Annotated in this window: 17 protein-coding genes and 1 tRNA gene; 14 read left to right on the top strand and 4 right to left on the bottom strand. The window is 66.0% G+C overall.

Annotated elements, in window-relative coordinates:
• The first annotated feature begins 365 nt into the window (after nt 1-365).
• From GO308_RS14250 to GO308_RS14195, 12 genes are all read left to right on the top strand, one after another.
• The gene (locus GO308_RS14250; RefSeq protein ID WP_240885915.1) at nt 366-3,725 is read left to right on the top strand and encodes an amino acid adenylation domain-containing protein; all 3,360 of its coding nucleotides are present in this window, start codon (nt 366-368) and stop codon (nt 3,723-3,725) included.
• Entirely contained in the window at nt 3,722-7,948 is a 4,227-nt protein-coding gene (locus GO308_RS14245) for a type I polyketide synthase (protein WP_240885914.1), read from the top strand. The genes GO308_RS14250 and GO308_RS14245 overlap by 4 nt, the downstream gene beginning before the upstream one ends.
• Nucleotides 7,949-7,950: 2 nt before the next feature.
• Nucleotides 7,951-8,712, top strand: a complete 762-nt coding sequence (locus tag GO308_RS14240; protein WP_240885912.1) for a glycosyltransferase family 25 protein — start codon at nt 7,951-7,953, stop codon at nt 8,710-8,712.
• On the top strand, nt 8,699-9,565 hold the full coding sequence (locus GO308_RS14235) for a phytanoyl-CoA dioxygenase family protein (protein ID WP_240885911.1): 867 nt from the start codon (nt 8,699-8,701) through the stop codon (nt 9,563-9,565). The genes GO308_RS14240 and GO308_RS14235 overlap by 14 nt, the downstream gene beginning before the upstream one ends.
• A complete protein-coding gene (locus GO308_RS14230) occupies nt 9,562-10,734 on the top strand; it encodes a glycosyltransferase family 4 protein (protein WP_240885910.1) in 1,173 nt (390 codons plus the stop codon). The genes GO308_RS14235 and GO308_RS14230 overlap by 4 nt, the downstream gene beginning before the upstream one ends.
• Complete coding sequence (locus GO308_RS14225) at nt 10,731-11,696, top strand: acyltransferase domain-containing protein (RefSeq protein WP_240885908.1); 966 nt, start codon at nt 10,731-10,733, stop codon at nt 11,694-11,696. The genes GO308_RS14230 and GO308_RS14225 overlap by 4 nt, the downstream gene beginning before the upstream one ends.
• Nucleotides 11,693-12,457 (top strand): metallophosphoesterase, encoded by a 765-nt coding sequence (locus tag GO308_RS14220; RefSeq protein ID WP_240885907.1) that lies wholly within the window; start codon nt 11,693-11,695, stop codon nt 12,455-12,457. Before GO308_RS14225 ends, GO308_RS14220 begins: the two co-directional genes overlap by 4 nt.
• 567 nt (nt 12,458-13,024) lie before the next feature.
• Entirely contained in the window at nt 13,025-13,975 is a 951-nt protein-coding gene (locus GO308_RS14215) for a hypothetical protein (protein ID WP_156437661.1), read from the top strand.
• A 44-nt stretch (nt 13,976-14,019) separates the two neighbouring features.
• A complete protein-coding gene (locus GO308_RS14210) occupies nt 14,020-14,844 on the top strand; it encodes a ThiF family adenylyltransferase (RefSeq protein WP_240885906.1) in 825 nt (274 codons plus the stop codon).
• Nucleotides 14,841-15,971, top strand: coding sequence for a hypothetical protein (locus GO308_RS14205; RefSeq protein WP_240885905.1), 1,131 nt, complete (start codon nt 14,841-14,843; stop codon nt 15,969-15,971). The genes GO308_RS14210 and GO308_RS14205 overlap by 4 nt, the downstream gene beginning before the upstream one ends.
• A complete protein-coding gene (locus GO308_RS14200; RefSeq protein ID WP_240885904.1) occupies nt 15,968-17,065 on the top strand; it encodes a GNAT family N-acetyltransferase in 1,098 nt (365 codons plus the stop codon). The genes GO308_RS14205 and GO308_RS14200 overlap by 4 nt, the downstream gene beginning before the upstream one ends.
• Entirely contained in the window at nt 17,062-18,042 is a 981-nt protein-coding gene (locus tag GO308_RS14195) for a hypothetical protein (RefSeq protein ID WP_240885903.1), read from the top strand. The genes GO308_RS14200 and GO308_RS14195 overlap by 4 nt, the downstream gene beginning before the upstream one ends.
• Here GO308_RS14195 and GO308_RS14190 read toward each other — a convergent pair.
• Nucleotides 18,039-19,721, bottom strand: a complete 1,683-nt coding sequence (locus tag GO308_RS14190; RefSeq protein WP_240885952.1) for a hypothetical protein — start codon at nt 19,719-19,721, stop codon at nt 18,039-18,041. The genes GO308_RS14195 and GO308_RS14190 overlap by 4 nt on opposite strands.
• Nucleotides 19,722-19,810: 89 nt before the next feature.
• Here GO308_RS14190 and GO308_RS14185 point away from each other — a divergent pair, with 89 nt between their 5' ends.
• Both GO308_RS14185 and GO308_RS14180 read left to right on the top strand, forming a co-directional pair.
• Entirely contained in the window at nt 19,811-20,011 is a 201-nt protein-coding gene (locus GO308_RS14185; RefSeq protein ID WP_240885902.1) for a hypothetical protein, read from the top strand.
• A gap of 126 nt (nt 20,012-20,137) precedes the next feature.
• On the top strand, nt 20,138-22,507 hold the full coding sequence (locus tag GO308_RS14180; protein ID WP_240885901.1) for a TonB-dependent receptor: 2,370 nt from the start codon (nt 20,138-20,140) through the stop codon (nt 22,505-22,507).
• A gap of 66 nt (nt 22,508-22,573) precedes the next feature.
• Here GO308_RS14180 and GO308_RS14175 read toward each other — a convergent pair whose 3' ends face one another.
• From GO308_RS14175 to GO308_RS14165, 3 genes are all read right to left on the bottom strand, one after another.
• The gene (locus GO308_RS14175; protein ID WP_240885900.1) at nt 22,574-22,720 is read right to left on the bottom strand and encodes a hypothetical protein; all 147 of its coding nucleotides are present in this window, start codon (nt 22,718-22,720) and stop codon (nt 22,574-22,576) included.
• A 26-nt stretch (nt 22,721-22,746) separates the two neighbouring features.
• Nucleotides 22,747-22,821: transfer RNA gene (locus GO308_RS14170), tRNA-Gln, on the bottom strand.
• Between the two features lie 80 nt (nt 22,822-22,901).
• The gene (locus GO308_RS14165) at nt 22,902-24,014 is read right to left on the bottom strand and encodes a branched-chain amino acid aminotransferase (protein WP_066477780.1); all 1,113 of its coding nucleotides are present in this window, start codon (nt 24,012-24,014) and stop codon (nt 22,902-22,904) included.
• Nucleotides 24,015-24,027: the final 13 nt, after the last annotated feature.

The raw sequence follows: 24,027 nt of genomic DNA, 5'->3' as shown, positions 1-24,027 counted from the left end.
TATACTGTGGCGCGCCGTGTCGTTGACATTGGGTAGATGCCGCGTAGCATCGGACCACAATGGTATTCGTCGGGCATCGCAGATGCCTTTTTGTTGTTCCCCGTGGTCATGAAGATCGAGAAGAACATGCTGGCTCCTTGCTGGGATAGGCTGATCGGCAATCGGTGGCCGACTCGAGCTGGGCGGGCCAAATCATCGGTTCGAGCGAAAATTCTCTCGGTTCATTGGCGCAGGCCCGCAGCGACCAGTATCTCTCGTTGTCCAGGCTTGGCGACCGTCAGTGTTCTTCGGCGTCGGGAGGTGCGCGAAGGGGCCGCTGGCGGACGGGATTGGGGCGACTGCGCCCGGCGATCGGCCGCTTGAGGGTGAGGACCGAGCTTCAAGCCAGGCTCAGTGGACTGTCGATCGAGGAGTTGCGCGCGCGTGCGCGGGGCAGGCCGGCGACGGCCTCGGCGGGGCCGCGGGCGCTCCGCCGGGACGGCCCGCTGCCACTGTCCTTTGGCCAGGAGCGGCTCTGGTTTACGCAGCAGCTCGATCCCGCCAGCGCCGCCTATCACCTCGTCTACGCGCTTCGGCTTCGCGGAAGTCTCGACCTCGATGCGCTGACGGGCGCATTCGTCGACATCCAGCAGCGTCATGAGGTGCTGCGGACACGCTTCGATGCGGACGACGGCGTGCCGATGCAGCGCATTCTGGATACCGGCGCGTTTCGCCTCGAGCGCGCTGCCGTCGACGGCGCGAGCGAGGCTGCACGGTGCGCGGCGCTCAGGCAGGTCATCCTCGTCGAGCAGCAGCGCCCCTTCGATCTCGCACGCGAAGATCCGCTACGTGCGGTGCTGATTCGTGAGTCCGAGCAGGCGCACGTCCTGTTGATCATCGTTCACCACATCGTGGCGGACGGCTGGTCGCTGAACATCATCCTGAACGAAATAATCGAATTCTATAACGCGCGGATGCGCGGCGAATGCTGCACTTTGCCCGCGCTCCAGCTGCAGTTCGCCGACTATGCCCTATGGCAGCGCCAGAGCGCGTCGGCGGCGCAGTTTGCGTCCCAGCTGGAATTCTGGGAGCGGACGTTGTCAAGGTCCGAACACCTGCGTCTGCCGTTCGACCGCCCGCGTCCCTCCATCATGAGCGACCGTGGCGACCGTGAGCCCTTCTGGTTGTCGGGGCGTCTCTCTGCGGCGATAACGACGCTTGCGCGCAGACAGAGTGTCACGCCGTTCATGGTGCTGCTCGCCAGCTACCTGGTCCTGCTCGCCCGCTACAGCGGTCAGCATGATCTCTGCGTCGGCACCGTGATATCCGGCCGTTCCGACGTCCGTGTGGAGCCACTGGTCGGCTTTTTCCTGAACAGCCTGGTAATCCGCGTCGACCTGTCCGGCGATCCGAGCCTGAGCGAGCTGCTTCAGCGCGTCAAAACGGCTGCCACCCAGGCCTATGCTCACCAAGAAGTGCCGTTCGAGCGTGTCGTCAAAGTGTTGCGGCCGGATCGCATTCTTGCCGGACAGCCGCTCTTTCAAACCAGCTTTACCCTCACGGACGCGCCGGCCGCCGCAACCGCGATGCACGGTCTTGAGGTCACCCGGATCAGCGATGAGCGGGTGACCACGCAATCCGATCTCGCACTCAGCATGCAGAGCGATCACGGCCGCTTCGCCGGAATTTTCGAGTATTCCACCGACCTTTTCGACAAGGCGACGATCGAGCGCATGCGCGACCACTTCGTTCGATTGGTCGAGGCCGCCGTAGACGCGCCGGAGGTGCCGATCGCTTCTCTTCCGCTATTGGCCCCCGAAGAGCGACGCTTGCTGCTCCAGGACTGGGCTGCGACCGAGAGCGATGAAACCGCATACGCACGGCCGGTAGCGGATCTGATCCGCGAGCAGGCGGCGCGTACGCCCACCGCGACCGCCGTAGCCGACGGGCAGGGTTCGATCGACTATGCCGAACTGGACAGGCGGTCCGATCTGTTGGCGCAGCGGCTGATCCGGCTCGGGCTGCAGCCGGACGATCTGGTTGCGATCTATCTGAAGCGCGGCATCGATCTGGTGGTCGCGATCGTCGGCGTGCTCAAAGCCGGATGCGCCTATCTGCCGCTCGATCCCTCCTTGTTCAGTGAGCGAACCTTGATCGTCCTCAAGGAAGCCGGGCCGCGCGCGATGGTGGCACCGGAGGGCGCGCTCGAGGCCGGCATTCCGATCGTATCAATCGACGATCTCGGCCTGCGGCCCAACGATCGCGCCGATCCCCCTGACAGCATCGCCCCGGCTGTCGGACCGGACCACCTCGCCTACGTGATCTACACGTCCGGCTCGACCGGCACACCCAAAGGAGCGGGCGTGAATCAGGCCGGCGTCGCCAATCTTGCCCGCTGGTATGTCGAGGCCGCACAGATGGGGACCGGCGGCAGGAACTTGGTGGTGACCTCGAGCGCCTTCGACCTCACCCAGGTCAGTCTGGTGGCTCCGCTCACGGCCGGCGGCTGCGTCGAGCTCGCGGCCGAGCCCTTCGACCCTGTCGAGATCTGCCATCAGATCGCACGCAGCGGTGTGACGGTGCTGAACCTCACGCCCAGCGCCCTCTACGTCATCGCGGACGCCGCGATCGAGGGCGGCATTGACGTGTCGAGTCTGCGCTATGTGCTCGTCGGCGGCGAAGTCCTTAACCTCGAACGATTGCGTCCGCTCGGCCGTCGTTACCCACACTTGGCGCTGGCCAACGGCTACGGACCCACCGAGTGCAGCGACCTCGTCACCGTTCACACGCTGGAGGATGGCTGGAGCGAAGACGCGCGTATGCCGGTGCCGATCGGACGTCCCATCGCGAATACGCGTTGCTATGTCCTCGACCCTCGGGGAGAGCCGGTGCCGATCGGCGCGGTCGGCGAGATTTTCATTGGCGGCATCTGCGTCGGCCGAGGCTATCTCGGTCGGCCGGAACTCACCCGCGAGCGCTTCCTTGCCGATCCTTTCGCCGGCGAACCGCACGCCCGGATGTACCGAACCGGCGACCTCGGACGCTGGCGCGGCGACGGCAATCTCGATTTCGTCGACCGGGCCGACCGGCAGGTGAAGGTCCGGGGCTTCCGCATCGAGCTTGCCGATGTCGAAGCAGAACTGCTGGCGCAGGCGGGGGTCGGCGAGGCTGCCGTGATCGCTTGTGGCGCCACCGGAGGCGACAAGAGACTGGTGGGCTACGTCGTCCCCGCCGCCGGCACGATGGACTTCAGCTTGACCGCGCTGCGCGCGGCGCTGCGGGCGAGATTGCCCGCTTACATGATACCGCAACGGATCATGCTTCTGCCGGCGATGCCGTTGACGCCCAATGGCAAGATAGATCGGGCGGCGCTTCCGGCTCTCTCGGAGGAAGCCGAGGCCGAGTTTCCGGAATCGGCTGCCTCCGCAGGCGCGCGTACGGAGATAGAGCGCGTGCTGGTGGAGACGTGGTCCGACGTGCTCGGGCTGACGCGACTGGGCATCGACCAGAATCCGTTCGACGTCGGCGCGGATTCGTTGCTGCTGCTGCGGGTGGTGGCGCGGGTCGCCAAGCGGCTCGGGCGCTCGATCGCCGTCGCCGACTTCTTCAGACACCCAACCGTCCGCGAACTTGCCGCGGTTCTGGAACGCCAGCCGGGGGACGCCAGCGCACTGGTCGCCGAGGCGAAAGCGGATGGAGCGCGGCGTCTTCGGGGCCGCGCGACGCGGGTGCGGGGCGTCCGATGACGGGCACGTCCGAGTCCTCCGACGCTCAGGCGATCGCCATCATCGGGATGGCCGGCCGGTTTCCCGCCGCCGGCGACATCGACGAACTATGGTCGCTGCTCCGCGAAGGAAGGGAGGCGTACCGCCCGTTGTCTGACCAGGCGTTGCGCGATGCCGGGGTGAGCGAGGACCTGATCGCCGACCCCGACTACGTGAAGGCAGAGATGGTTGGGCCGGCTGCCGAGGTCTTCGATGCCGGATTCTTCGGCTACAATCCGCATCAGGCGAGCTTGATCGATCCGCAACAGCGCATGTTCCTTGAATGCGCATGGGAGGCGTTGGAGAGCGCCGGCTACTGCACCGACCATCATGACGGCTCGATCGGCGTGTTTGCCGGCTCCGGCACCAGTTTCCATCTCTGGCGGCTGCTGGCGAGCAGCCAGGACGGCGAGGCCGCCCTGTTCAACTCGGTGATCGACTCCGACAAAGATTTCCTGACCACCCGAGTATCTTACAAAATGGGGCTTACCGGCCCCAGCGTGTGCGTGCAGACGGCTTGCTCGACGTCGCTCGTCGCGGTCCACATGGCGGTGCAGAGCCTGCTCGCTTTCGAATGCGATACCGCGCTTGCCGGCGGCGTGTCGCTCAAGGAACAGAGCGGGCAGGGGCATCTTTACATCCCGAACGGAATCGTTTCGGCCGATGGTCATTGCCGCGCGTACGACGCCCAGGCGACCGGCATGGCCCTCGGTAGTGGCGCCGGGGTGGTGGCGCTCAAACGATTGGAAGACGCGATTGCCGAGGGAGCGCCGATCCACGCCGTCATTCGCGCGACCGCGATCAATAACGACGGATCGGACAAGGTCGGCTTCACCGCGCCGGGGCTGAACTCGCAAATCCGGTTGATCGCGACGGCGCTCGCGGTTGCGGGACTCGATCCGGAGGACATCGGACTGATCGAAGGCCATGGCACGGGCACGAAGCTCGGCGACATGATCGAGCTCACGGCGTTGCATGACGTGTTCGGCGGGTCCGGACGCACGCGATCCTGCGCGCTAGGCTCGATCAAGAGCAACATCGGCCATCTCGACACCGCTTCCGGCGTGACCGGACTGATTAAGGCGACACTCTGCCTCAAGCATGGCACCTTCGTCCCCAGCTTGCACGTCACGCAGCCAAACGACGTATTGCAATCTCCGGAGTCGCCGTTTTTCATACCGGCGCGAGAAACGCCTTGGCCAAAGTCGCCGGGCCGACCTCGCCGTGCCGGGGTCAGTTCTTTGGGCATCGGCGGCACTAACGCGCACGCCGTGTTGGAAGAGCCGCCCGCGCGCGAGCCTAGAATCTCGCGCGGACTGCAGATCTTTCCGGTCTCGGCAGCGAGCGCCGGTGCGTTTCAGCGAAATGCGCGCGCGCTCGCGGCTGCCGTCGCCAGCAGCGACGAGGCGCTCGCCGATATCGCTTTCACCTTGCAGATCGGTCGCAAGGCGATGGCGTATCGCGGCGCGGTGATTGCCGGCGAACGCGAGCACCTGTCGCACCGGTTGCTCAACTTGGCCGCCGAAGCGCCGACCGAAGCGAGCGGCCAGATGGTGCTTCTGTTCCCGTCGCGCACCCGCAATCTGATCGGGGCGGCGCATCGGCTTTGCACCGAGCTACCGCGTTTCCGAGATGATCTGGATCGCTGCGCACAGGCGTTGGAGCAGCGGTTGGGTTACGACGTACGGGCTACGTTGTGCGATGGTGTCGTGGCGGACGAGCACGTTCCCGCAGCGTTGTTCGCGTTGGAATATTGCCTCGGCAAGCTCTGGCTCAGTTGGGGTTTGCGGCCTGATGCCTGTGTCGGTGAAGGTGTCGGTGAGCTGGCAGCAGCCTGCGTCGCTGGCATCGTCCCTTTCGATCGCGCCGTGGCCGTCCTTGCCGGAGCATTGGGCCGGACCGATGCCGTCGCCGCTCGACAGGCGGATGCCGATGTGATGCAGGGCGACGAGGGTCTAGGCATTGCGTGTTTCGGGATCGGCCGTGGCCGGCTCGATGCGCGCATCGACCTCGCGCAGTGGAGCCGCGAGCTGCTCGTCCCGGCGACCGGCCCCAGCGCCGATCTCCTCGGCGCACCGGCGCAATACGTGCTCGAGGTACTGCCAGATGCGGGGCTAGCCCAGCGCGTCAAGGCCGCAGGCATGCTGGCCGGCAACGCTGCGCTACGCGCGCCGGCTGACGGCTGCCCGCTCGATCACGCCGAGCTGCTGGAGCTACTCGCCAGCTTGTGGTGCGCCGGTGCCGATCTCGACTGGCGCAAGCTTCACGTCGATAGCGCGCCACTGCGCGTCGTCCTGCCCACGTATCGCTTCGAGCGGGAGCGCTGCCCGATTCCGGCCGCGATGCCGACCCCCTCAACGGCGATGGGGGCACAGGCAAAACCCGACGAGCGCGGTGCACCCGAGGACTGGTTGTACATACCGAGTTGCGCAGCCACCGCCGCGCCGGGACCGCCCGGCGCGAATGTCGAGGGTAAGGTAATTCTCGTTCTTGCGGGGCCTGGCCGTCTAGAAGAGGTGGTGGACCGGATCCGGGTCCTTGGTGGCAAGGTTGTCGTGGTGGCGCCTGGCGCTGCCTTTCGCCGAGACGAGGATCGATACGAGCTCAGGACCGAGAGTGCTGAGGACTATTGTCGGCTGTTTGACGACTTGTCTTCCGCTGGTCTCATGCCGGATGGCATTATCCACGCCTGGAGCCTCGACGAGGCCGGCACGATAGGCGGCGACCCGTTCCTGGCGGAGCAGGGCGCCGGCTGGGTCAGCGTGCTGCTTTTGCTTCAGGCGTGGCACGCGCGCGAGGGGGAGCGTCCAAAGGCTCTCCTGGCACTGACCACGGGTCTTTACGCGGCTCCGTTCGGCCAGGGCGCTGGCGGCTCGCGTGCGGCCTCGCTGGCGTCCTTGTGCCAGGTCATTTCGCAGGAAGAGCCGGAGCTGCGGCTCAATGTGCTGGATGTACCTCTGGACGACGGCGGCGACGCTGACGGTCGCTATGCCGACTGGATCGTCGCGGAGCTGGTCTGGCCCAGTCAGGACATGACATTTGCGTACCGGGGCAATCGCCGCCTCAGGACCGCATGGGAGCCCGTCAGGCTGGACGAGACGCCGGTTCGCTCGCTTCAGACTGACGGAGTGTACCTGATCGTTGGCGGCCTCGGGGCGATCGGTCTTGCTTTGGCAAGGCACCTCTCGGCGAACCATCAGGCGCGGGTCGCGCTCGTTAGCAGAACGCGGCTGCCTCCGCGCCAGGAATGGCCGGACCTTATTGCGCAAGGCGTTCACCCGCACTGTCGGACGCTGGCTGTACTGAGCGAGATCGAGCGCGCCGGCGGAACGGTGTTCACCGTGGCGGCGGATGTCGGCTCGAAGCGCGAGATGGCTGAGGCGGTCGAGCAAGTCGAAGAGGTCTTTGGGCGAATAGCCGGCGTGTTTCACCTCGCCATGGCGCAGGACGGATCGGGAAACCGGCCGTGGCAGGAGCTGTCGGCGAGCGATCTTTCAAATCAGCTTGCGCCAAAGCTCTCTGGCTTCCGCGTGCTCGAACAGGTCTTCAGGCACCGTAAGATCGACTTTGGCGTCGTTTTTTCCTCAAACTCAGCGATCCTGGGCGGTTTCGGATTCGGTGCTTATGCAGCCAGTAACGCGGCGCTCGATGCGGCGGTGACAGAGGGGAGCCCGCTTACCCCGCGCTGGCTCTGTATCAACTGGCCAGGGTGGCGGGTGCTCAAGCCTGCCGATGCGGACGCGCGTGCGGGCGGGGACGAAGTAGCCGCGATCCTCGACGATCAGACGGTCATCGATAGCGCGGAAGGTTGCAGAGTTCTCGACATGATCATTACGCGGTCGACGGTGCCGCATGTTGCTGTGCATCCGACATCGCTGACTCTGGCGTTTGAAACTTGGGCGCGCCACAGGGCTCGGTGTGAACCGCCGGCGTCGTCGAACGCCGCCGGGCCCATGCCGCCCTCTCAGTCAAGCGACCTACAGGCTGAGGTCGTCGAGCTACTGAAAAGCAGTCTTGGCGTGGATCACATCCGGACCACGGATATGTTCGTTGATCTCGGCGGAAACAGCCTGATTGCCCTGCGCGTGCAGCACCGCGTCCGCAAGCGCTTCGGCGTGTTGCTGCCGCCCAGGCTCCTGATGGACACGCCCTTGGTTCCCGGTATCGTCGACCATGTTCGGCACGCTCTGGCGCAAGGATCATAACGATGCCCGATCCTGTGGGCTTGACCGGCATCGATCACGGCTTCTGCATCAATCTTGATCGTCGGCCGGACCGCTGGGCGGCGTTCCGCGCGCGCCTTCCCGCGACGCTGAACGGCGTGATTGAACGCCGCCCCGCGGTCGACGGTCGCGAATTGTCGATGACGGCCGAGATCCGCGCGCTGTTCGCGCACAACGACTTTCAGTTTCGTCGCAACATCCTCGGCTGCAGCCTCAGCCATCTCGGGCTATGGCGGCTGCTGGCCGGTCGAGACTATCCCTATGACCGCACCGCTGTTTTCGAGGACGATGCGTGGTTCTCCAGCCGGTTCACAACGCTTTGGAATGAAAGGATCGCGAAGCACATTCCGGTCGATTTCGATCTGATTTATCTGGGCGGGCTGCTCGGTCCGGCAACGATCCGCGAAATGGACGAGCTCATGCAGAAGCATGACGGGCACCTGTTCACCGCGCCCGAACTATATCTGGAGAGGCGGCTGAACGAGGCACTGGTTATGCCGAAGCAAAGCCAGTTCTGCACCTATTCGTACGTGATCAGTCGGCGCGGCGCGGAAAAGCTGTGCCAAATGGTCGAGCGGGACGGCTTCGAGCGGTCGATCGATTGGTTCATGATCGACAGGTGGCCCGAGATGAACGTCTATGCGACCGATCCCTTGCTATGTTGGTCGGTGTTTCAGGAAGGATCCGACATCTTGTTCGACTTCGATGTTCTAGCAGACACGGCAAAGGCAGATGGCGATGCTTGATCGTGAGGAAATCCTGGCGTTCCAGCGGGACGGTTATGCGGGGCCGTTCGACCTGCCCGAATCGTTTGTGCAGCCTTACTGCACGCCGGTATTTGCCAAGAGCGTCGTCGATCATCTGGTCGCTGAAATCGAGGCAGGGGCCAACCCCTTCTCGGATCGTCTGCGCAACCAGCATCTTTTCTCTGAAAGCCTCTGTGCGCTCGCGAGCGAGGAGGGTCTTCTCTCGCGGCTTTCCTCGATCCTCGGACCCGACATCCTGCTGTGGGTCGGCCATGTCGCGCCGCGTTGGCCCGATGACGAGGGGCATCGCTGGCATATCGACGCCGACAACAAGTTCATCCGCGGCGTCCACGTATCGATCGCCTTGGCGGACAACCGCGAGGAGAATGGCTGCCTCCGCCTCATCCCGGGATCGCACCATCACAGAGCCAGTCTTACCGCGGCAGAACGGATCGGGTTGATCGACCGCATGAACACCGAAAGCGTCGTCGCCTATGCCGACCGCGTGGCGCCGCACAATGCACCGCATCAGGTCCGGCCGATGACCATGCGGCGCGGCCAGTATTTCCTGATGGCGGAAGGCATGTGGCACTTCGTCGGCCGCAATGAAACGCCCGAATGGCGGACCAATGTCATCGTCCGTTACGCCCGACCCGACATTGCATGTCGCAACTACGGTTACGACGAGTCGGAGATGATTGCGGGCGAGCCGCTTGCCTGCGTGCTGGTGCGCGGCGAAGACCGCTTCAATCTCAACAAGATCGTGCCGAGCCCGACCACCGACCTGTTTCAGTTGGACCGTGACGGCCCAATGCCGCCCGACGCGCAGATCCCGTTGAGCCATCGTGCATGAGAATCACGTTCGTCGCTAACCAGTGCGTTCCGTTTCACGCAGCCAGCCTGAGCGAACGGCCGCTCGGCGGCACCGAGACGGCGGTGATCCGGTTGAGCGACGAGCTGCACGCGCGTGGGCACGAGGTCACGGTGTTCACCCCGCACCAGGCGCCCTTAAGCGTCGGGCCACGGTATATCGCGCTCACTGACGCCAATCTCGAGAGGATGCCGATCTGCGACGTGCTGATCGCCGTGCGCGAGTGGAAGATCTTGATGTCGCCGGCCCATGCGGAGCTGCGTCTGTTCTGGACGGGCGACGCGCATGATGCGCCAACGACCTTCGGCATCGGCGATCCCCGCGTGGCGCGTCGCATCGACGCGATGATGCTCAACAGCGACTGGCATGCGCGCGAGCTTTGCGGGCGGGCCGGGATATCCACCGACAAGGCGTGGATCATCGGGTGCGGCGTCCACATGCTTGACTTTGCGGGCGCGGAGCCGCGCGGGCGAAAGAGATTGATCTACAGCTCCACGCCCGTCCGTGGCCTTGTTCTGTTACCACGCATCTATGAGCGCGTGGCGAGCCGACATCCCGATGCCGAGCTGCATGTGTTCGCGGGCTTCGGCACGTATCGTCAAGGACCGGGCGGGGATCGCGACGAATGGAACGAGGAATGGCGGACGTTGGCAGACACGCTGTCCGCATTGCCCGGATGTACGGTCCACGGAAACGTCCTGCAGCATGAGCTGGCGCGCGAATTCATGCGATCGTCGATCCTTGCGTATCCCAACACGTTCAATGAGACATTCTGCGTCACTGCCGCCGAAGCGCAGGCCGCCGGCTGCGCGATCGTCACGTCGGATCGGGCGGCGCTGCCCGAAACGGTTGGTCAGGCCGGCATTCTCGTCGCTGGTCTGCCGGGGTCGCGCGCCTATGAAGATGATTTCGTCGCGGCGCTCGAGCGCCTGTTGACAGACGATGCCGAGTTCCTGCGCATGACGGCACATGGCCGCGCACGCGCGCACTCCGCGTTTGATTGGGCCGTCATCGCTGCCGGCCTCGAGCGCCGGATGACCCATGCGATCGAACAGAAGCGACGCGGCGCGCGCACGTCGCGGGCGGGCAGCGGCCCGGACGCGCCGTCGCGTACCACGACCGGCGGGCGCGAGCTCAAGGCGGCGTCATGAATGTGCTGATGTTTTCCGGGCAGGGCTCGCAATATTTTCGGATGGGTGAGGCCCTCTACCGCGGCAATCCACTGTTCCGGGGGCATCTCGACCGGCTGGATCAGCACGCCGCCGCGCTGATTGGTACGTCCGTCGTCGCGCACATCTATGACGAGGCCAGCGCGACCGGCAATCCGATTTGCGACATCGCGTTAGCCAACCCGGCCATCTTCATGGTCGAGCTCGCGCTCGCCCGAACGCTGATCGACTCGGGCGTGCCTGTCGCGATGACGCTCGGGGCCAGCCTCGGGGCATTTGCTGCGCTGACCATCGCCGGGATGCTCGACGACGAAGATGCGCTGGGGGCGGTTGTCCAAATGGCCCGCGACGCTCAATCGATCGCGCCGAAGGGCGGGATGATCGCGATCATCGCGCCGCTCACCGCGTATGACGATCCGTTCCTGCGCGACAACAGCGAAGTCGCGGCAATCAACTTCGACTCGCACTTCGTGATCTCCGTCGACGGTGATCGTATAGATGACGTCGAGAATCATCTCGGCGCGCGCGGCATCCTGTTTCAGCGGCTGCCAGTCAACTACGCCTTTCACTCGCGTTGGATCGACGGCTTGGAAACGCACGCCAAGGCTGCGCTGGCGTCGCTACCCCTTCGTCCCGGCACCATTCCGTTCGCCTGCTGCGCGCACGCCCGCACTTTCACCCGCCTGCCAGCCGATTATGTGTGGACATTGCTGCGGCGCCCGATCCTGTTTCGCGACACTGTAAGGAACTTGGAGGCGGCGGGTGACTACACCTACATCGACGTCGGGCCGTCGAGCACGCTGGCCACCTTTGTCGGCTACCTCCTGCCGCACGCGCGGGCGCGCGTCAGCAAGATCATGGACCCGTTCGGAAATGACGAGGCAAATCTCTCTGCCATTCTGTTCCGGCACGGCCAACGCGCTCGTCCGACCGCTGGGGCATGAGGGTGCATGCGGTCTCCGACGTGCATGTCGACTACGACCTGAACGCGCGATGGATTTCGGCTCTTTCCCGCCAAGACTATACCGACGACGTCCTTATTCTGGCGGGGGACGTATCGGATGATCTAAGCCGTCTCCGCTGGTGTTTGACCGATCTGTCCGGACGATTCAGGAAGGTCGTGTTCGTACCCGGCAACCACGACCTGTGGGTGATGCGCGACGACCGGCGGATTACATCGTTCGAGAAACTGGATCTCGTGCGGAAGGTGGCGAACGACTGCGGCGTCTCCACCGCGCCACACGAAGAGGTCGGCCTGTCCGTTCTGCCGATCCTGTCGTGGTACGACTTTTCCTTCGGTCAACCGAGCGCTGATCTGCGACGTGTGTGGGCGGATTTCACCGCCTGCCGATGGCCCTCGGGAATCGACGAAGAAGCGATAACGACCCGTTTCCTGGCGGAGACCTGCGACGGAGCGCAGGGCAGCATCGGTCGCGACGTGATCACCTTCTCACACTTCGTTCCGCGGCGCGATCTGCTGCCCTGGTTCCCCGGGCGGGAAAGCCTGAACCTGCTGCCTGTGCTGGGGACGGGCCGGATCGACACAAAGCTGCGATCGCTCGGGGCGGTCGTGCACGTTTATGGCCACAGTCACGTCAATCGTCGCGCGGTGATCGATGGCGTCACTTACGTGAACAGCGCGCTCGGATATCCGCAGGAGACGGCGATTTCAGAGCGGCGCCTCAGATGCGTTTATGAGAGATGAGCCGCCGCATCATTGTTTGATGCGGTTCAGGCGGCACGCAAGTGCGTCGGCAAGCCCGTGCATCGTAACGTCGGCGTACATTGGCGCCTATGGCGGCCGCCGCAGCATCTCGGACCGTAGGTTCCATCTTTCGTTTCTCCGTCGCCGGTGATGCCGTGGGCGCATCATCGAGTTGCTAAAGTCTCCCGGAACACTCGATCTTTGGCTCACCCAGCTTTCGCACGAGGAATTTGGAGCTGGATCAGCGAAAGCGGCCATCGGTCAGCTTTGCTCGCGAGAAGGTCTTCTTGACGGTCGCAATCCGGCATGTCCACGCCAGACTGCCCTGTCTCGCGCCAGTCACGCAATCTCCCTCCCGTATGGATCCGCTGCCATTGCGCTGCCTGAGCAACCGGTCCGCTTTCAGGGGGGGTGTAGGATCCATCGCCCCCGGATCTGTGACTTCACGCATAACCCATCCGACATCGAAGCGACGTTGCCGATTGCGCCGGATCTGGGGAGAAGAGCGTATCGATGCGCCAGCGCGTTGCCATGGCAGGAGAAACGTAACCCGGTTTGGCGTATCATATGGCGATGGGGCGGGCATCATTTCTGAAAGCGTTTGGCGGGAACTATCTGCATCTGCGCTTCGCGGCCTCGCCCGAGCTCTCCGTGGAGACGATCGAGCGACCGGGCGCCTGGCTCGCGCCCGTCGATGTCGAGCGGCTGGTCGCCGATTGCGCGGTCGTGGTGCGCGCCTGCCTCGGCGGGCGCGATCTTGACTATGGTCTGTTCGGCGAGGATCGCTCGCCCTGGGCGCGCAGCGTGATCACCATCGTGCGCCGACGCGACGATGGTCGCCCGATCGCGTTCAACGCCATGCCGATCCTGCCGGTCGTGCGCGGGGGGCAGGCCGAAGAAATTCTCCATCTGGGCCTCGTGATGATCGACCCGAACGATCGCGGCGAGGGGCTCTCATGGGTGCTCTATGGCTTTACCTGCTTTGCGCTGTTCGTGCGTCGCGGCTTGCGGTCCCTATGGATCAGCAGCGTGACGCAGGTTCCCGCGGTCGTCGGCCTCGTCGCGGAAACGTTCTCCGACGTGTACCCGGCACAGGCGGGCACCCGGCAGACCTTCGCGCATCGCCACTTCGCGCACCAGATCATGCGCAGCCAGCGCGATGCGTTCGGCGTCGGTGAGGACGCCGGATTCGATGCTGATGCACAGGTGATCACCGACGCCTACACCGGCGGATCGGACAATCTGAAAAAAACCTTCGCGGTCGCCGCCAAGCATCGCGACCCGCGCTACAATGCATATTGCGAAGCCGCGCTCGACTATGCGCGCGGGGACGACGTGCTGCAGATCGGCAAGCTCGATCTGGCGACGGCGCGGCGATACGTGCTGCGCATGGTCCCGCGCGGTGCGCTGCCGGCACTCATGGTGCAGGTCGTTTTCATCGCGCTCGCCGCGGTGATCGCGCCGACGCTTCAATGGCTCGACCCCCGCAAACCCCATGGTAGGCTGCGCCCCGCATGATCGAATTCTCCTATCGCGAGATGACCACCCGCAACCGCGGCTTTGTGACCGAGGACGAGCAAGATCGGCTACGCGGCGGCAGCGTGTTCATTCCCGGCGTCGGCGGCATGGGCGGTGCGGCGTTCATGGCGCTGGTGCGTGCAGGTGTGGGCAGCTTCGTCATCGCCGACATCGACGATTTCGAGGTCTCGAACCTCAATCGTCAACTGTTTGCGACGCTCGACACGGTCGGCCGGGAAAAGGCAGAGGCAGCGCGCGATGGCGCCCTCCGGATCAATCCGGATGCCCGGGTTCTGGTCCATGGCGGCGAATGGACCGCGCAACTCGACGACATCCTTCAGCGGGTCGACGTCGTCGTCAACGGAATGGACGATGCCGCTGCCGGGGTGCATCTCTATCGCCGCGCGAAGGCGCATGGAAAGACGGTTATCGATGCCTATGCCTCGCCCTTGCCCTCGGTGACGCGCGTGGGCCCGGCCGCGCCGCGTCTGGAGGAACGTCTGTCCTACCCCACCGTCGGGGTGGAGTGGCAGGCGGTGACGCCGGGGATGAAGATCGAGTGTCTGATGCGCGAGATCGAGTATGTCCTCGTCCACAGCAGTTCGCACAAATATGTCGACCTCGACATCGCGGGCGAGGTGGCGGCCGGCACGCGGTCGCGATTCTCGTTCTCGACGATGGTGACCATGGCCGGCACGATGATGGCGGAGGAGGCGATCCGCGTAATCCTCCGGCGCGAGGGCGGGGCGGACCACCGGGGCTGGTTCTTCAATCCGCATGCGGGCCGTGTCGAGAAGCCGCTTCCGGCTGTTCTCGCGGCGCCGAAGAAGCTCGTCGTGCGCCGTTTCATGAAGCGCTTCATGTCGTGACGCCGGGGCTCGTTCAGCCGGTCCTGCTCGCCGTCGCGTTGCTTGCAGTCACCGTTGCGCTGCGCGGCATCGGCCCGCAGGGGCGCGCCGCCAATCCGGTGGCGCGGCGGCTGGCCACGATCTATCGCCTCGTTGCAGCCCTGCTCGTCTGCCGCCTTGTCATCGTCCTCGTGCCGGGCGCGACCGCGTCCTTCGTTACCGTGGCGCTGATGGTCGTGGCCGCCTGGCTGCCGCTCGCGGGGCTGCGCTTTGCCGAGGAACTGGTCCGGCGGCATGCGGCGCGCTGGATCAAGCTACTCGCGCTTGTCGGGGGGGCGGCGTTCTCGGTTATCGCGCTGACCATCGGCTTCGTCTGGAGCGGGCCGACCCTCGTCGCGCTCGCGACATTCCAGGCCATTGTCGTCGCATTGATGGTGATGCTTATAACGGCCAACCGGACCGGGCTGTCGCAGGGTGAGCGGGCGACCGCCGACACCTTCCTGATCGCGTTGGCCGCGACCATTCCGATGGCGCTGACCGATTTCCACGCGATCGCTCCCGGCTTGCCCGTGCGCTTCGGCCCCTTCGCCATGCTGCTGCTCGTCCTCGCGACGTCGCGCCTGGTCGACGGTGCGGATGCGCCGCGCAAGCTTGTGCGCGACGTCCTCCTGTGCCTGGGCGGAGGCGGACTTGCCGCGTTGGCGAGCGAAGGCAGCCCGAGCGCCGCCGCGTTCGGTACTGCGCTTTCGGCGCTGGCGTTGCTTGTCGAGCGGTTTGCGCGCAGTCGTCGCGGCACCGAGGGACTCGTCCGCGCGCTCGCCCGGGCCGATCCCCGCGATCCCGCGGCGCTGCTCGCAAGCCATCCGTTGCTGGCGACGGGCAGGGTCATCGAGGGTGAGGCGCTCGCAGCCTGGCCGCAATCGACCGTTTCGACGCTCGCGGCGATGCCGGTCGTGAGCGATTCCTCGGTCGATCCGGATTTGCGCGACGCAGCCCGTGACCTGCTCGACTCGCTCGCGGCGACGCATCTCGTCCGGTTGCCCGGCGATCAGCCACGCTTCCTCGCGGTATCGGCCGGCAGCTTCGCAGGCCCGCGCCTGGGCGACGAGCTGATTCTGCTTTCCCGGCTGTTGGAGCGAAGCGCGTGACAACCGAGCTGCGCGAAGGCGATGCAGACGCCTTTTTCGATGTGCCCTTCGCCGTGTATGACCGCTCGGTCGGCTATGTTTCGCCGCTGAAGCGCGATATCCGCCGGATGCTCGATCCCGCGAGGAACCCCCTGTGGGCGTCCGGCAATCCGTTCCGCTACTGGACTGCCCATCGTGACGGGCGTCCGCTCGGCCGGATCGTGGCGCATGTCCATTCGCAGTCGAACATGCGCCATGGCATCCGCCGCGCGCAGTTCGGCTTCTTCGACTGCGCCGATGACGGGGACGCTGCCCGCGCGCTGCTCGACGCTGCGACAGATTTTGCGCGCGCGCATGCGCAAAATGAGCTGGTCGGAAACTTCAACCTTACCGCGATGCAGCAGGCGGGCGTGCAGACCGGCGGCTTCGGCAATCGCGCCTATACCGATATGATCGTCGGGCCGCCGCATCTGCCGCGCCTGCTCGATGCAAACGGGTTCCAGGCATTCTTTCCGATGACCACCTTCGACATCGACTTGTCGACCGTGAACCTGGCCACCGTCGAGGGGTTCGACGCCGCCGCTGGCTTCCGCTTCGCACCGGTCGAAAAGCGCGTCTTTCCCGAGCGGATGGCCGAAGCGCGACAGGTGCTCAACGATGGCTTTGCGGCCAATCCCATGTTCGTTCCGCTGACCGCCGACGAGTTCGAATTCCAGGCCGGCGAGATGAGCGCGATCCTCGATCCGCGGCTGTCTTCCGTACTGCACCACGACGGAAAGCCGATCGGGGCGGTGATCTGCATCCCCGATCTCAACGGCTTCCTCGCCGCGACGCGTTCGCGCATCGGCCTTGCGACGCCGTGGCACTACCTGCGGTATCGGATCAACCGGAAGCGCGCGGTGATCATCTTCTATTCGGTGGCGACCGCATGGCACGGCCGCGGCGTCATGCCGGCGATGCTGGCGCGGACGGTGACCGCCCTGCGCGATGCCGGGTACGAGCGGCTGGGCGTCACCTGGATTGCCGACGTCAACGCCGCGAGCCTCCGCCAGATCGATCGGCTCGGCGGAAAGCCGCTCCATCGCACGCATCTTTTCCGCAAGGAGATCGCATGACCCGCGAGGACATGGCGGCGCTCGTGGCTGAAGCGGCGCTCGCGCCGAGCGTGCACAATGTGCAACCTGCCCGCTGGCGGATCGACGACGATGGCGCGACGCTTTTCGAGGACCTGTCTCGGCGCCTGCCCGCCGCCGATCCGACCGGCCACGATGCCGCAATGAGCCTCGGCGCGGCAGCAGAGGGCTTTTGTCTCGCCGCCAGCCGCGCGACGCGGGGCGTTCGTGTGGAGCGGTTGCAGGGCGGCGGGGAAACCGGGCTCCGACGCACCGCGCACTTCGCTTTGTCGGGGCCGGTCGAGCCCGATCCCCTGGCGGAATGGGTCGACAGGCGCAGTTCGTTCCGGGGGGGCTTCGAAAAAGCCTCGCCCGCCGACCGCGACGCCGCCACCGCGCTCGTCGGCGATGATGCCGCCATACTCGCCGACCCCGCGACGCTTAGGGCTGTCGACCGCCACCTCGACGAGGCCAGCTGGCGCTTCATGCGCGAGGATCCGTTTCGTCGCGAATTGCTGTCGTGGATGCGGCTGTCGCGCGGACATCCCGATTGGGCGCGCGATGGCCTCAATGCCGATGCCATGGCGATGGGGCCGATCGCGGCCAGGGGCGCCGGACTGGTGCTCGGGCCGATGTTCGGATGGCTTGCGCGGGCCGGACTGGCGAAGCCGCTGGTTTCCGAGGGGGGCCGGATCGCGAAGGACGCGGCGGTCGTCCTGTTCCACCGCCCCGTCGGCGAGGATCCGTTCGACAGCGGCCGCAAATTCTATCGCCTGTGGCTGCGGATTGAGGCGGCGGGATTCGGCGCGGCGGTGCTCGCGGCGCTGGCCGACGATCCGGAGGCGAACGCATGGGCGAAGCACGTGGCGCGCATCCCGCAGGATCGGCGGCTCGTCTCGGCCTTCCGGCTCGGTCGCCGGCCGGCAGGACCCATTACGGCGCGGGCGCGGCTGCCGATCGACGAAGTTCTAATCGGCTAGAGCAGCTTCAGATATTCGATCAGCGCGCGCTTGTCGGCCGCGGACAGCGCGGTGCCCTGCAAATGCCCCGTCGCGCCGCGGCCCGGCGTGCCCGTATCGATCCATGCTGGACGGGAGAACGGCCGGTACCCCGGCGGATAGCGCCCGTCCGCTGTCAACCTCAGCCCGAGCGCGCCGAAATCGAGCGCATGTCCGCCAACCATGAACCGGGCCGGGCGGCGCGCGGGATCGAGCAAGGCGGCGATGGTCGGCACCGATCCGTTGTGCAGGTAAGGCGCGGACGCCCAAAGTCCCGCGAGCGGTGGCGCCGCATAGCCCGGACCCTGACGGACCGTGATGAGCGCGCGATAGGGGGACTTCGCCACGGCAGCCGCCAACGCGGAATCGAAATTTGCGCGGCGCATCGGATCGGTTCCGACATCGCCGTACCAGTTGGGGAACGACACGAGCCGCGGCGCGTCCAGCCTGTCGTCGTATGTCCCGTGGCAACGCGCACATTGGCCCGCGTAAAGCGTGCGCCCGCGCGCCGCGGCAGCGCGGTCGACGACGCCGGGAAACCGCTGCGCCCGATAGCCGTCGATAAAGGCCATGACGTCTTCGGCGTCGTCGAGGCTCGCCTTTGCCTTGTCGGGATGTACGCCCATGCTCGGCACGGTGAAAAATGTCGTGATCGCGGCCAGTGCGCGCCGCCGCGACGGGTCGGGGGGAGCCGTCGTCGGACCGGCGCCCGCACCCGGGACCGCGTAAACCCCGTCGGCAAGCAGGCGCGTCCGCCAGGTTCGGCCGCCGAGATCGGGAATCGAAACGACGCCCGCATCGCCCCGTCCGCCGTCGGTCAACGGCGTCCCCAGCGCCTGCTTGAGCGCGGCGACCCCGTTGGTGCTTCCCGGCGCGCCGTTGGTGAACGGTAACGGCCGTTCCGCATCGGCGAGCGCGTCGAGGCGCCTGCGGGCGAGGGGAAGCACGATCAGCTGCAGGCTCGCGCGCTCGCGCCAGCCCATCTCGGGGAACAGGGTCTGCGCCGCGGGAAGGAGGTCGGGCGAATCGATATGCCGGCGCATCGCCCGAAAGACGGCAAGGGTGTAGGCTTCGAGGTCGATCGAGGTGTTCGGCATCCCAAGGGCCGGGCGATCCGGCATCGGGATGCCTTCCGCGTTGTAGGTCGCGCCCGCGTGGCACGCCGCACAACCGAGGTTCGAAACCATGACCTTTGCCCCCGCCACCGGGGCGATATCGCCATAGGTCATGCCGAGCGGCAGCGACGACGCAACCTGGCGCACGCCTTGCGGCAGATCGACCACGCGGGTGCCGGTCAGGAAACCGAAGCGGGCAAGCACCCTGTCGAGCGTTGCCTGCGACAGCGATGCGGCAGGATCACTGGCTTGCGCGTCGAGTACCAGCGCCGTGGCCGCGATGCGCCACGGGAGCGCGTTGGTTGCAAGCGCATCAGTGCTGATCCCGCCGAAGCCCGCGCCCATGAAGGCCGCCGCGCCATGCGCCCGGCGATCCGCGTCGGCGGCCGCGACCGGGCGGGACTGCGACTCTGCGACCTGTACCGACAGCAACCAGCCCGCCGCGCCGATCGTGACCAGCGTGATCGCGGCCCCGGCCAGGATCCTTCCCCGTTTCATCGCGCGAACTTCCTCGCCGCCGCCGCGGCCGCTGACGGCTGTGTCCACCGCAGATAGTGGCGGCACGCGTCGATCATCGTCAATCGGGGATTGGCATCTGCGTCGGGGGCGCTCGACATTCGTCGCCCGCCGGATCTGTGCTCAGCTCGACGATCTCGCGGCCGCGCTGCCCGGCCTCGACCCGGGCGGCGGCCAGCGCGCGCGTGCGCGACCTGAGGCTGATCGTCCACGGTGCCGTCACGCTGTCGATCACCGGCCAGCTGCCGATGTCCAGTGACGCCGCGATCATCGATGCGATGCTGCGCACCGGCGTCGCACGGCTCGTCGGCCTCGACTGAACCCGCGGCCCGCTCGCCGACCCGGGATGCCGCAAAGCGGAAGCTTTGGCTCGACAATTTCTCCTTCTTTGTAATTCCTATCGAATCGATCGAGTTTCGGGCGACCGACAGGGAGGAGTTCGCGTCATGCACATGCCGTCGCGCCAATTGTTGCTGCTCTTGCCGCTGCTCGCCGCAGCACCCGCCCACGCCCAAACGACGCCGGATGACGAACAACCAGAGGCCGAGCGCGAGACCATCCTGGTCACCGCCCGCCGCCGCGAGGAGGCGCTTCAGGACGTGCCCGTGCCGATCAGCGTGTTCAGCGAACGCCAGCTGACCTCGACCGGCACCTATAACATCAGCCGCATCGCGCAGATTCAGCCGGTCATCCAGTATTACGCGTCCAACCCGCGCAATTCCGCGATCAACATCCGCGGGCTCGGTGCGCCGCTGGGCCTCACCAATGACGGGATCGAACAGGGCGTCGGGCTCTATATCGACCAGGTTTACTATGCGCGACCGGCGGCGTCCGCGCTCGACTTCATCGATACCGAACAGGTCGAGGTGCTGCGCGGGCCCCAGGGGACGCTCTATGGCAAGAACACGACCGCCGGCGCGATCAATATCCGCACCCGTGCACCCAGCTTCTCGCCCGAGGCACGTGTCGAGCTGAGCGGGGGAAATTACGACTTCTTCCAGGGCAAGGCATCGGTGTCGGGGCCGTTCAGCGAGACGCTGGCGGCGCGCCTGGCGATCGTCGGTACCACCCGGCGCGGCACGGTGCGCAACGTGCGTACCGACGAATGGACCAATTCGCTCGACAATCTCGGCCTGCGCGGCACCCTGCTTTATACCGGCGTCGAGGGGCTGGAGCTGACCTTCGCGGCCGACTGGAGCCGCCAGCGGCCCGACGGCTACACCCAGGTGCCGGCGCGGGTCTTTCCGACGTTGCGTGCCGCCAATCGCCAGTTTGCCGCGCTGACGGCGGCGCTCGGCTACGCGCTGCCGACCGATGATCCCTTTGCCCGCATCACCGATGTCGACGCCGATCTGCGCGCGCAGCAGGATCTGGGCGGTGCGTCGCTGGTCGCCGAATGGCAGTTGGGCGACAGCACGCTGACATCGGTTACGGCTTGGCGGTTCTGGACGTGGCGTCCGTCGAACGACCGTGATTTCATCGGCCTGCCCATCACGACCCGGTCCGAAAACCCCTCCGACCAGCGCCAGCTGACACAGGAATTTCGCTTCGCCACCTCGGGCGACAATCGCGTCGATTTCGTCGCGGGACTGTTCGGGTTCCGCCAGACGATCGACACCCGCGGCCTCCAGTCCCAGGGCGCGGCGGCCAATCTGTTCAGCAACGGGCCGACGGCCGGGGCCAACCCCGCGGTGCTCGACGGGCTGACCCAGCGCAACGACATCCGTTTTGAGAATAACAGCGTCGCTGCCTATGGCCAGCTCACCTGGAACCTGACCGATCGGCTTCGCCTCCAGCCGGGCCTGCGCCTCAACTATGATACCAAGGATTCGACCTATGACGCGACGGTGACGGGAGGCATCGCCAATCCGACACCGGCGCAGCAGGCCCAGCAACGCGCGGCGCTGCCCGCCCAGTCCTACGCCGGGCGTTATCGCGACTTCAACGTTTCCGGTGACATCAACCTGTCGTGGCGTCCGGTCGACGATGTGCAACTCTACGCGATCTATGCGCGCGGCTTCAAATCGGGCGGGCTCAACCTGAACGGCCTGCCGTTCCGCGCCGACGGGGTGACGGTCGCCACCGAACTGGTCGAGGTCCGGCCCGAGCAGCTCGACCATTTCGAGATCGGTGCCAAGACGCAGTTCTGGGACCGGCGCGTGACCCTGAACCTCACCGCGTTCCGGACCGATATCGACGACTATCAGACGACCGTCACCAACGGCGCCATCGGGGTGGTGCGCGGTTATCTCGCCAATGCCGATGTCCGTATCCAGGGGTTCGAGGGCGAGCTGAGCCTGCGCCCCAGCGACCGGATCGCCACCTATTTCAACGTCGCCTTCAACGATGGCGAGTTCCGCGATTTTCCCGATGCCCCGCCGCCGCCCGAGTGCACCGGGATCACCGCGGCGACCCCCAATGTCCCGGCCAATTGCCAGGGCACGCTGGGCGGGTTCAAGGACATCTCCGGCGAACGCTTTCCCGGCATTTCCAGATGGGCGCTCGCCTGGGGCGGCGAAGTCAATTTTCCGCTGGGCAGGGGCGAGATTTATGCTGGCGCCGATGCGAGCTATCGCTCGGCCTTCTCGTCGAACGCCACGCCATCCCCGTTCTTTGTGGTCGATGGCTATGGCATCGCCAATTTCCGCGTCGGCTATCGTCAAGCCAGCGGGCTGAATGCCTGGGTCTGGGCGCGAAACGCCTTCGACACCGAATATTTCGAGTTTCTGTCGAACCAGCCCGGCAACAACGGCCTGGCTGTCGGCCAGCTGGGCGATCCGGCGACGTTCGGCGTGACCTTGGCCAACCGCTTCTAGCCGGCTCGGCGACGGCTGGATGCGTCACACGGTGATGTCGGCGTCGGCGTAGCTTGCGCCGCGAGGCTAGCTGTTCAAGTGCGCCGGATTGTCGGTCGTCATGCCTGCGCGTGGTAGGATCGTGCGCAGGTGGTTCCAGACGCGCACAAGTTGCGCTTCAAGCGTGGGCGTCGCGGTGAAATCGGGCACCGCCGCGATCGGCGGCAAGCGCATGCCTTCGCGGCGCGTTCGGTAAGATCTGGCTGGGGCGGCAGGATTCGAACCTGCGAATGCCGGTACCAAAAACCGGTGCCTTACCGCTTGGCGACGCCCCAGCAGGAACCGCCGGTGCGTCCGGCGGGCCGTCCCTCTATCGCGGGGCGGGGGCTTCGTCAAAGCCCGGATCGTGCGTGCCTCAGATCACGCGCTCGACCCAGCCGTGCGGATCGGGGGCGATGCCGCGCTGGATCGCGACCAGGCGCTCGCGCAGCGTTCCCGTCACCGTGCCCGGGCCGGCATTGCCGATCGTGAAGTCGATCTTCTCGCCGCGCACCCGCCCGATCGGCGTGACGACCGCCGCGGTGCCGCAGGCGAAAGCCTCGCGCAAATGCCCGCTGCGTGCATCCGCCTCCCACTGGTCGATCGCGTATGGCGCTTCCTCGACCCGCATGCCCGCGTCGCGCGCGAGCATCATCAGCGAGCTGCGCGTGATGCCGGGCAGGATCGTGCCGCCCAGCGGCGGCGTGCGCAGCGTGCCGTCGTCGAAGACGAAGAAAAGGTTCATGCCGCCCAATTCCTCGACATAGCGGCGCTCGACCGCATCGAGGAAGACGACCTGGTCGCAGCCCTGCCGCGTCGCCTCCGCTTGCGCGATCAGGCTAGCGGCATAGTTGCCGCCGCATTTGGCCGCCCCGGTGCCGCCGGGGGCCGCACGCGTATATTGCTGCGACGTCCAGATCGTGATCGACGGCGAATCGCCCCGGAAATAGGGCCCGACCGGCGACGCAATGACGATAAACAGATATTCCGACGCCGGCTTGACGCCCAGAAACACCTCGCTCGCGAACATGAATGGGCGCAGATAGAGCGAGCCGCCCTCGATCGCGGGGATCCATTCATGGTCGATGCGCACCATCTCGCGCACCGCATCCAGAAAGATCGCCTCGGGCATCGGCGGCATCGCCAGCCGCTCGGCAGACTCGCGGAACCGGCGGGCATTGGCGTCGGGCCGGAACAGCGCCGCCCCGCCGTCGGGCAGGCGATATGCCTTCAGCCCCTCGAAAATCTCCTGCGCATAATGCAGCACCGATGACGCCGGGTCCATCGGGATCGGCCCGCGCGCCTGGACGCGCGCGTCGTGCCAGCCCTGGCCTTCGCTATAGCGCACAACGACCATGTGATCGCTGAACGCGCGGCCGAACACGGGCGCGGCGAGCAGTGCGGCGCGTTCATCGGCGGATCGCGGCGCGGGGTGGGGATCATGCTGGAAAACCAGCGATGGCGCGGCGTGCGTGGCAGTGGCGAGCATGGCGTTCCCTGTC

This window comes from Sphingomonas sp. SFZ2018-12, assembly GCF_022496715.1.
Lineage (GTDB): Bacteria > Pseudomonadota > Alphaproteobacteria > Sphingomonadales > Sphingomonadaceae > Sphingomonas.
Note: the sequence above shows the minus strand (reverse complement) of the source record. Positions and strands in the feature narration are given on the sequence as shown.

Coding starts and splice junctions, on each gene's coding strand:
- GO308_RS14245 (WP_240885914.1), top strand. CDS start 3,722: ATGACGGGCACGTCCGAGTCCTCCGACGCTCAGGCGATCGCCATCATC.
- GO308_RS14240 (WP_240885912.1), top strand. CDS start 7,951: ATGCCCGATCCTGTGGGCTTGACCGGCATCGATCACGGCTTCTGCATC.
- GO308_RS14235 (WP_240885911.1), top strand. CDS start 8,699: ATGGCGATGCTTGATCGTGAGGAAATCCTGGCGTTCCAGCGGGACGGT.
- GO308_RS14230 (WP_240885910.1), top strand. CDS start 9,562: ATGAGAATCACGTTCGTCGCTAACCAGTGCGTTCCGTTTCACGCAGCC.
- GO308_RS14225 (WP_240885908.1), top strand. CDS start 10,731: ATGAATGTGCTGATGTTTTCCGGGCAGGGCTCGCAATATTTTCGGATG.
- GO308_RS14220 (WP_240885907.1), top strand. CDS start 11,693: ATGAGGGTGCATGCGGTCTCCGACGTGCATGTCGACTACGACCTGAAC.
- GO308_RS14215 (WP_156437661.1), top strand. CDS start 13,025: ATGGCGATGGGGCGGGCATCATTTCTGAAAGCGTTTGGCGGGAACTAT.
- GO308_RS14195 (WP_240885903.1), top strand. CDS start 17,062: ATGACCCGCGAGGACATGGCGGCGCTCGTGGCTGAAGCGGCGCTCGCG.
- GO308_RS14180 (WP_240885901.1), top strand. CDS start 20,138: ATGCACATGCCGTCGCGCCAATTGTTGCTGCTCTTGCCGCTGCTCGCC.
- GO308_RS14175 (WP_240885900.1), bottom strand. CDS start 22,720: ATGCGCTTGCCGCCGATCGCGGCGGTGCCCGATTTCACCGCGACGCCC.
- GO308_RS14165 (WP_066477780.1), bottom strand. CDS start 24,014: ATGCTCGCCACTGCCACGCACGCCGCGCCATCGCTGGTTTTCCAGCAT.